We start from the raw sequence: 8,466 nt of genomic DNA on the forward strand, positions 1-8,466 counted from the left end.
GGAAACGCAAGCTTCGTGAAGAAACGGCCGAACTCGTCGGCAACGATCAGCCCGAGCCTGATCTGACGGGCGGCCTTCTGGACAACCAGGCCGCACCAGCACCAACTGTTATCGACGATACGCCAGGCGCTAGCGGCGAGGTTTGGAGGCGCGCTGCAGCCGAGCCAGGCCCGATGCTGCCGCGGTTCATGGCCAGCGCATCCGACGACGTGGAAACCGATCTGGCCAATGAATCGGCCCGCCGTCGTCTTGCTCTTCGTGACGCCTTGGGTGCGTCGCAGCCGGTGATCGCCCGCGAATCCTTTGCCGGCCGCCGCGAAGCCATGTCTGCCCTGATCAATGCCGTCGAGGAACAGCGCGTCCATGTCGTGATCTATGGTGAGCGCGGGATCGGCAAGACCAGCCTGGCCCATGTGTTTGCCGAAACTGCGCGGGAAGCCCGCTATCTCGTTATCTATGGCAGCTGCGGCACGGCCGCCAATTTCTCGGACATGTTCCGGTCGGTGTGCGCCCGCATCCCGCGCATCTATCACAACTCGGTGCTGCCCAACTCGCTCGAAGCCGAAAAGGGTGACACGTTCGAGGTGATGCTGCCCGAGGGCCAATATGGTGCCCGCGAGCTGGCTGATGTTATGGCCGGGGTGGTTGGCACGCGCGTGCTCGTCATTCTCGACGAATATGATCGCGTTGTGGACGTGAACTTCCGCCGCGAAGTCGCCGAATTGATCAAGAATCTTTCTGACCGGGCTGCGCGTGTGCAGCTGATCATCACCGGCGTCGCGCTCAACCTCGACGAACTGATCGGCTATGCGCCGTCGATCCGCCGCAACATCACCGGCCTGCCGATGCGGCCGATGAACAGTGGCGAGGTCAAGGAACTGCTCCGCCTTGGTGAGCGCGCGGCCGAGATCCGTTATGATGCGGCCGCGCTGGCGATGATCACCCAGATGGCAGGTGGTTCGCCCTATCTCGTGCGCCTGCTCGGCCACCAGGCCGGCCTGCTGGCCATGAACGACAATCGCAGCGTTGTCGGCGATGCAGATGCCCGCGTGGCCGTGGAACGGGTGATTGCCGATTGGCAGGCCAGCCTTCCGCGCCGCGTGCAGGCCAATCTGGCCCGCGACGAAGCCCGTGTGCACTGGGGCTTGCTGGTCGCCGCCGCCCGCGCTGGCAGCTCGGCCGATGGCTGGTTTACCGTCGATGATGTTTATGCCGAGATGGGCGGCGTGCATTCTCCGCTGGCCATCGAACGCGACCTAAAGCTGTTCGTCAACACCGTCGACCTGCTGGAACGGCGCGAAGGCCCGGGCGATCCCCACTTCCGCTTCGGCTATCCCGGCGTCGCTTCGCTGTTGATGATGTCTGCGGCCATGGCCCGGCTGGCTGCCTGACGGCCAGGTGCCTGCAATGACCAGTCTGCCGGCAAGCAGTCCGGATCAATACCGGGTATCGGTGATCATCCCGCACTTCAACATGCCCGATGCGCTGGCTCGCTGTCTGGCTTCGGTGCAGGCGCAGGTGTTGGAAGGCGCTGTGGAGATCATCGTGGTTGACAATGGCTCGCGCCAAATGCCCACCGAAGTGGTGGCCGCCCACCCCGGCGTCATCCTGCTTTCGGAACCCACCCCCGGCCCCGGCCCGGCCCGCAATGCCGGTGTAGCGGTTGCCCATGCTCCGGTGCTGGCCTTCATTGATGCCGATTGCTGGGCTGGTGATGGCTGGCTGAAGGCGGCGGTGGAGGCCGTGGAAGCCGGCGGCACCCGCGCCGTGGTGGGTGGCGACGTGCGCATCGATTTTGTCGATCCCAAGCGCCTGACTGCCGTGGAAGCCTATGAAGCCGTGTTCGCCTACCGCCAGCGCATGTATATCGAAAAGCAGGGTTTTTCGGGCACAGGCAATCTTGCCATGCACCACAGCGTGCATGAGACCGTGGGCCCCTTCGCTGGCATCGGCATCGCCGAGGATCGTGACTGGGGGCAACGGGCGAGCGCGGCAGGCTATCGCCCGGCCTATGTTCCGGCCATGCGCATCTATCACCCGGCGCGCACCGATATCGCCAGCCTGACGGTGAAATGGCGGCGCCATGTTGCCCATGACTGGGCCGAGCATCGTGCTGTGGGCAGGCCATTGTGGCGCTGGTTGCTGAAGGCGGCACTGATGCCGGCATCGATTATCATTGATGGCGGCCGGTTGCTGTCCTCCGAACGGCTGACGGGTGTGGCCAACAAGATAAACGGGCTAGCGGTGCTGGCGCAGATCCGCTTGCTGCGCTGCGCTGAAATGCTGCGCGTGATCGGCGCCACTGGCGAGGATGCCGCCACCCATTGGCACGGCGGCGCGGCATGAACATAGCTTCGCCTGCAACCGCCGCCCGCACCCCCGGTGCGCTTGCCCCGTCACCCCTGCCGCCACTGCTAGGGGTGGTGATTGTCAACTACCGCGGCGCCGCCGATACCATCGAGTGCCTCGAAAGCCTGCTGCGATCAGCACTGCCGATGAAGATCGTGGTGGTGGAAAACGGATCGGGCGACGATTCTGTCGACCGTTTTCGCGCATGGGCCGGCGGAACGCTGGATGCGGCGCCGGAATCGACCGACATGGCGGCCTTTTCCACGCCGCCCGTGGCCAAGCCAGTGCCGCTGATCGAACTGTCTGAAACAGCCGTTGGCAGTGGTGGTGTCGTGGCACCGTTGACGCTGATCGTCTCCGAAACGAACCGGGGATTTGCGGGCGGCAACAATCTGGGTCTCCGGCACTTGCTGCGCGATGGTCAACTCAAGCATTTCTGGTTGCTCAACAATGACACGGTGGTGGCGCCCGATGCGGCGATTAGCCTGTTGTCGCGCATGATGGCAACGCCGCGCGTCGGCATGTGTGGCACGGTGGTGCGCCATTACTGGACGCCGGATCGCATTCAGGCGCTGAACGGCTCATCCTATAATATATTCACCGGCAACGGTCGCTCGCTGGGCGGTGGGCAGTCTGCCACCATCAAATACAGCCCGCAGGATGTGGCCGATGCCACCGATTTCGTGCTGGGTGCCAGCATCGCTGTCAGCCGCGGCTTCCTCAGTGAGGTTGGCCTGATGGAGGAGGATTATTTCCTCTATTTCGAAGAGATCGACTGGGCAGTGCGAAACCGCAAGCTGGGCAGTCACGCCTACGAAACCGCCTTTGCCCATGGTGCCACCGTTTTCCACAAGGCTGGCCGCTCGATCGGATCGGGCAGCGCGCAGGCAAAGCGCAGCGCCTTTGCCGATTATTGGCTGGCACGATCGCGGCTGCGCTTCACCTGGCGCCATTATCGCTGGCTATGGCCTCTGCATTGGCTGATTTGCTGGGGCCAAATCCTGCGACGGTTACTGCGGCGACAAGGCAGTAATGCCCGTGCGATCTTGCGCGCGACGTTCGGCAGGCCATTTTGAACAAGGTCTGCGCGCCATTGACCATTGCGGTGCAGAGCGGCAAGAAATGACGTGATTTTGGTGAACCGTAGGCGGTTTACCGTGAATGAAAATGGTGGGAGTGACGTGATGAAAACGACGCATGTTCCGATGTTGCTGGTCGCCGTGGCTGGGCTGGCGCTGACCGCGTGCAGCAAGGACGCCAAGGCGCCTGAAGGCCAAGTGGTGGCCACAGTTGATGGTACGGATGTCACCATCCATGAGGTCAATGCCGAAATCGGCGGCATGGGTGCCCAGGCCCAATCGGCGCCGCGCAAGCTTGTGGAGGCTGTCGCCCTGTCACGCGTGATCGAGCGCAAGATGCTGGCTGCCGAGGCTCGCACCAAGAAGCTCGACCAGTCACCGCAGTTCGTGCTGGCCAAGGCCCGCGCTGATGAAAATTTGCTGGTGCAATCGCTGCAGGCCGAAGTGGCTGGCAAGGTGCAGCAAACCCCGCGTGAAGGCGCCCAGAAGTTCATCAGTGATAATCCGATCATGTTTGCCGAACGCCGGATCATGACGCTGGATCAGATCCAGTTCCTGCGCACGCCCAAATCAGCCGCCTTGCCGCTGAAGGACGCTAAGACCATGCAGGAAGTGGAACGGCTGCTGCTCGAGCAGAATATCGAGTATCGCCGCGCCCCGCAGCAGATCGACACGCTGGTGCTCGATCCGCGCCTGAGCCAGGAGTTCGTGAAGCTGTCGAAGGGGCCGAATGGCGAACCCTTCATGTACACCGATCAGCCTCAGGGTGCACCGGCGCCTGTGGTGTATGTTAACGTTGTGGCCGAAATGAAGTCCGATCCGTTCCTTGGCGAAAAGGCCATCAGCTATGCCCAGCAGGTGATCCAGCGCCAGGAAGTGGGCAAGCGCCTGCAGGCTGAACTGACCCGTCTGCGCGAAGCAAACAAGGCGAAGATCAGCTATGCCAAGGGCTATGACGCGCCCGACAAGGTAGCTGCATCGCTTGAAAAGGCCGCTGCAGCTTCGCCGGCGGGCGGGGCAGCCAAGCCGGCTGCTCCTGCGGCCAAATAAGCAATTAGACGGGCGGAACCCCATCCCGCCCGAAGAGGAGTGACGACCACATGCGACGCGGGATCATCCTGGCCGGCGGTTCAGGCACGCGCCTGTATCCGTTGACCAAACCGGTATCGAAGCAACTGATGCCGGTGTATGATAAGCCGATGATCTATTACCCGCTGTCGGTGCTGTTGTTGGCCGGCGTGACGGAGATATTGATCATCACCACGCCGGGCGATGCGGCTGCGTTCGAGCATCTGCTGGGCAACGGCAGCCACTGGGGCATCAACATCCGTTATGCCCAGCAGTCACGGCCCGAGGGTTTGGCGCAGGCCTATCACATCGGCGCGGACTTCATCGGCAATGACCCATCGATCCTGATCCTGGGGGACAATATCTATCATGGTCACGGCCTGGCCGAACTGCTGGCCAACGCCGGCGCGCGCGACGATGGCGCCACGGTGTTCGGCTATTATGTCAATGATCCCAAGGCCTATGGCGTGGTGTCGTTCGACGCAAATGGCCGCGCCGAAACCATCGAAGAAAAGCCCGAACACCCAAAGAGCCATTATGCCGTCACCGGCCTGTATTTCTACGATGGTGATGCCGTGGCGCTGGCCCGTGACCTCAAGCCGTCCCCGCGCGGGGAACTAGAAATCACCGATCTCAACCGGCTCTATCTCGACGCTGGCAAGCTGAATGTCGAGATGATGGGGCGCGGCTTTGCCTGGCTTGATACCGGCACCCATGGCTCACTGCTCGATGCCGCCAACTATGTGCGCATCGTCGAGGAACGCCAGGGCCTGAAGATCTGCTGTCCCGAAGAGATCGTCTGGCGCCTCGGCCATATCGACGATGCCCAGCTGGAAGCCATCGCTGCGCCGCTGCGGAAATCAGGCTATGGCGAGTATCTGCTGGGCCAGTTGAGGGACGGTCGGTGAATATCGTCGAAACCGCCCTGCCCGGCGTGCTGATCATCGAACCAAAGGTCTTTGGCGATGCGCGCGGATTCTTCCTTGAAAGCTGGAATCAGGCGTCGTTCGCGCAGGCCGGGCTGACGATGGATTTCGTGCAGGACAATCACAGCCGCTCCGCGCGCGGCGTGCTGCGCGGGCTGCATTATCAGCTGGAGAATCCGCAAGGGAAGCTGGTGCGGGTCACGCAGGGTGCCGTTTATGACGTGGCGGTGGATATCCGCCGGTCCTCGCCGCATTTCGGCCAGTGGGTGGGCGTGGAGCTGAGCGCCGACAATCACCGCATGTTGTGGATACCGCCTGGTTTTGCCCACGGCTTTGTGGTGCTTAGCGAGGCGGCGGATTTCCTCTACAAATGCACGACGCTCTATCATCCGCCCAGCGACCGCAGCCTGCGCTGGAATGACCCCGCAATCGGCATCAAGTGGCCGGATGTCGGCGTGGCGCCGCAGCTTTCGGGCAAGGATGAGGCCGCGCCGCTGTTGGCTGACGCGGAGATGTTCGCATGAGAGTGCTCGTCGCTGGAAGTGGTGGGCAGCTGGGCCGCGCGCTCGCCGCCAGCGCGCCGAACGGTGTCACCCTGATTGCGCCGCCAGAAGCTGAGTTCGACATCGGCAATGCAGCGCAGGTTGCCGCTGTGGTGGCCGCGGCCAAACCCGATCTGCTGGTCAACGCCGCCGCCTGGACCGCCGTGGACAAGGCCGAGGCCGAGGAAGCCGCTGCACTGCTGGTCAATGCTACGGCTGTTGGTTATCTCGCTGCTGCCGCTGCCAGCGTTGGCGCCCGCTTCGTGCAGGTTTCGACCGATTATGTTTTCGACGGTCAGGCCTGCCTGCCCTATCGACCCGATACGCCGCCCGCCCCGGCCAGCGCCTATGGCCGCACCAAGCTGGCCGGCGAGCAGGCCGCTGCCGCCCACCACCCGGCGCCGCTGATCGTGCGCACCGCTTGGGTTTATGCCGCGGCCGGCAACAACTTCGTCAAGACCATGCTGCGCCTGATGGCCGAGCGCGACGAAGTGCGCGTCGTCGCCGATCAGGTTGGCACACCCACCCACGCGCTCAGCCTGGCCCGCGCCATCTGGGCCTTGCAGGGCCACAGCGGCATTTTCCACTGGACCGATGCCGGCATCACCAGTTGGTATGATTTCGCCGTCGCCATTCAGGACGAAGCTGTGCGCTTGGGAATGCTCAACCGCGCCGTGCCGATCATCCCCATCGCCACCGCGGATTATCCAACCCCGGCGCGCCGCCCGGCGTGGAGTGTGCTCGACAAATCGACGAGTTGGGCCATCACCGGTCCGGCCCAGCACTGGCGCCACGAACTGATTGATTGCCTGAAAGAGATAGCCGCATGACCAATTTGCTTGTCACCGGGGGTGCCGGCTTCATCGGCGCCAATTTCGTGCATTACTGGCAGCAGCACCACGCCGACGACAACGTTGTGGTGCTCGATGCCCTGACCTATGCCGGAAACCGCGCCAATCTGGCAGGCCTGAACAGCGTTGATTTCGTGCACGGCGACATCCGCGACACCGCGCTGGTCGAAAAACTGTTGGCCGACCGTGCCATCGGCACCATCGTGCATTTCGCCGCCGAAAGCCATGTTGACCGCTCCATCCACGGCCCAGCGGCGTTCGTTGATACCAATGTCATCGGCACATTGTCTTTGCTCATGGCTGCTCGGGCCGTCTGGCTGTCCGGGTCGGGCGTGCCGCATCGCTTCCACCATGTCTCCACTGACGAGGTCTATGGCACGCTGGGGCCGAACGACCCGGCGTTCAGCGAGACAACCGCCTATGCCCCCAACAGCCCCTATTCGGCGAGCAAGGCGGCCAGCGATCATCTGGTGCGGGCTTGGCACCACACCTACGGGCTCCAGGTCACCACCAGTAATTGCTCCAACAATTATGGGCCCTACCAGTTCCCGGAAAAGCTGATACCGCTGTTCCTGATCAACGCCCTGCACGGCCGGCCGCTGCCAATCTACGGCGACGGCATGCAGATCCGCGACTGGCTGTACGTGGAGGATCATTGCCGCGGCATCGAGGCCTGCCTGCTCAAGGGCCGGGTGGGTGAGACCTATAACATCGGCGGCGGCGCCGAACTGCCCAACCTGACCGTGATCGAAACGCTGTGTGCTGCCGTTGATGCGGCTTTTGCTGCCGATCCGGCGTTGGCTGCGCGCTTCCCGGACTCGCCGGCCGCCAAGGGCCTGCCCACGGCCAGCCTCAAAACCTTCGTCACCGATCGCCCCGGCCACGACCGGCGCTATGCCATTGACGAAACCAAGGCCCGTGGCGAGCTGGGCTATGCCCCGGCCCGCACCTTCGAGCAGGGCTTTGCCGAAACGCTGCACTGGTATCTGGCCAATGAAGGCTGGTGGCGGGCAGTGCTGGACGGCAGCTATCGCGACTGGGTGGCCACCAACTACACGCGCTAAACCGGATTTGCTTCCAGGCCAGAGCCTGGCTTGCTAACACAGGGCCATGGCTTTGCCCCTGCCCCGCCTGCGCCTGAGCGTTATCCGTCAGTTGCTGTCCAGCCAGGCGGCGGGCGGCCAGATATTGATGCTGGCGGCTGCAGCAGCGATGGGCATCGCCAATTCGTCGCTGGCCGAAGATTATTTTCACCTGCTCCATGTGGATGTCGGGCCGATGAACCTGCTCCACTGGATCAACGATGCGTTGATGGCAGTGTTTTTCCTGCTCGTCGGCTGCGAGATCAAGCGCGAGTTTGTCGATGGCGAGATGGCGACCTGGCCTCGCCGGATCCTGCCCGGCGTGGCAGCGGCGGCCGGCATGGCGGCGCCGGCGTTGGTGTTCCTGGGCCTCAACCTTGATGCTCCGGCCAATTTGAAGGGCTGGGCCATCCCCACCGCGACCGATATCGCCTTTGCCTTGGGCGTAATGGCGCTGCTGGGCGACAGGGTGCCGGCCAGCCTGAAATTGCTGCTCACCGCCATTGCCGTGATCGACGATCTGGGCGCCATCGTGGTGATCGCCGCCGTCTATACCGAAGGAGTTGATC

At 63.2% G+C, this 8,466-nt stretch carries 10 protein-coding genes; 9 read left to right on the forward strand and 1 reads right to left on the reverse strand.

Going from position 1 to position 8,466, the window contains the following annotated elements; translation table 11 throughout:
• The coding region (locus tag RT662_RS11230; RefSeq protein ID WP_313670791.1) for a hypothetical protein at window positions 1-365 on the reverse strand (365 nt) is incomplete at its 3' end.
• Here RT662_RS11230 and RT662_RS11235 point away from each other — a divergent pair.
• From RT662_RS11235 to RT662_RS11275, 9 genes are all read left to right on the forward strand, one after another.
• On the forward strand, window positions 324-1,391 hold the full coding sequence (locus RT662_RS11235; protein WP_313670792.1) for an AAA family ATPase: 1,068 nt from the start codon (window positions 324-326) through the stop codon (window positions 1,389-1,391). The two genes, RT662_RS11230 and RT662_RS11235, sit on opposite strands and share 42 nt — an antisense overlap.
• Window positions 1,392-1,407: 16 nt before the next feature.
• Window positions 1,408-2,346, forward strand: coding sequence for a glycosyltransferase family 2 protein (locus RT662_RS11240; protein WP_313670793.1), 939 nt, complete (start codon window positions 1,408-1,410; stop codon window positions 2,344-2,346).
• Complete coding sequence (locus tag RT662_RS11245; RefSeq protein WP_313670794.1) at window positions 2,343-3,425, forward strand: glycosyltransferase family 2 protein; 1,083 nt, start codon at window positions 2,343-2,345, stop codon at window positions 3,423-3,425. The genes RT662_RS11240 and RT662_RS11245 overlap by 4 nt, the downstream gene beginning before the upstream one ends.
• 108 nt (window positions 3,426-3,533) lie before the next feature.
• On the forward strand, window positions 3,534-4,478 hold the full coding sequence (locus RT662_RS11250; protein ID WP_313670795.1) for a hypothetical protein: 945 nt from the start codon (window positions 3,534-3,536) through the stop codon (window positions 4,476-4,478).
• Window positions 4,479-4,528: 50 nt separating this feature from the next.
• Window positions 4,529-5,404: a glucose-1-phosphate thymidylyltransferase RfbA gene (rfbA, locus tag RT662_RS11255; protein WP_313670796.1), complete on the forward strand. Its 876-nt coding sequence runs from the start codon at window positions 4,529-4,531 to the stop codon at window positions 5,402-5,404.
• Window positions 5,401-5,946 carry a dTDP-4-dehydrorhamnose 3,5-epimerase gene (gene rfbC / locus RT662_RS11260; RefSeq protein WP_313670797.1) on the forward strand — a complete coding sequence of 182 codons (546 nt, stop codon included), beginning with the start codon at window positions 5,401-5,403 and terminating at the stop codon, window positions 5,944-5,946. Before rfbA ends, rfbC begins: the two co-directional genes overlap by 4 nt.
• Complete coding sequence (gene rfbD / locus RT662_RS11265) at window positions 5,943-6,794, forward strand: dTDP-4-dehydrorhamnose reductase (protein ID WP_313670798.1); 852 nt, start codon at window positions 5,943-5,945, stop codon at window positions 6,792-6,794. Before rfbC ends, rfbD begins: the two co-directional genes overlap by 4 nt.
• Window positions 6,791-7,879, forward strand: a complete 1,089-nt coding sequence (rfbB, locus tag RT662_RS11270) for a dTDP-glucose 4,6-dehydratase (protein ID WP_313670799.1) — start codon at window positions 6,791-6,793, stop codon at window positions 7,877-7,879. Before rfbD ends, rfbB begins: the two co-directional genes overlap by 4 nt.
• 46 nt (window positions 7,880-7,925) lie before the next feature.
• A partial coding sequence (locus RT662_RS11275; protein WP_313670800.1) for a Na+/H+ antiporter NhaA occupies window positions 7,926-8,466 on the forward strand: 541 nt, incomplete at its 3' end.

Source organism: Sandarakinorhabdus sp., assembly GCF_032115815.1.
Lineage (GTDB): Bacteria > Pseudomonadota > Alphaproteobacteria > Sphingomonadales > Sphingomonadaceae > Sandarakinorhabdus.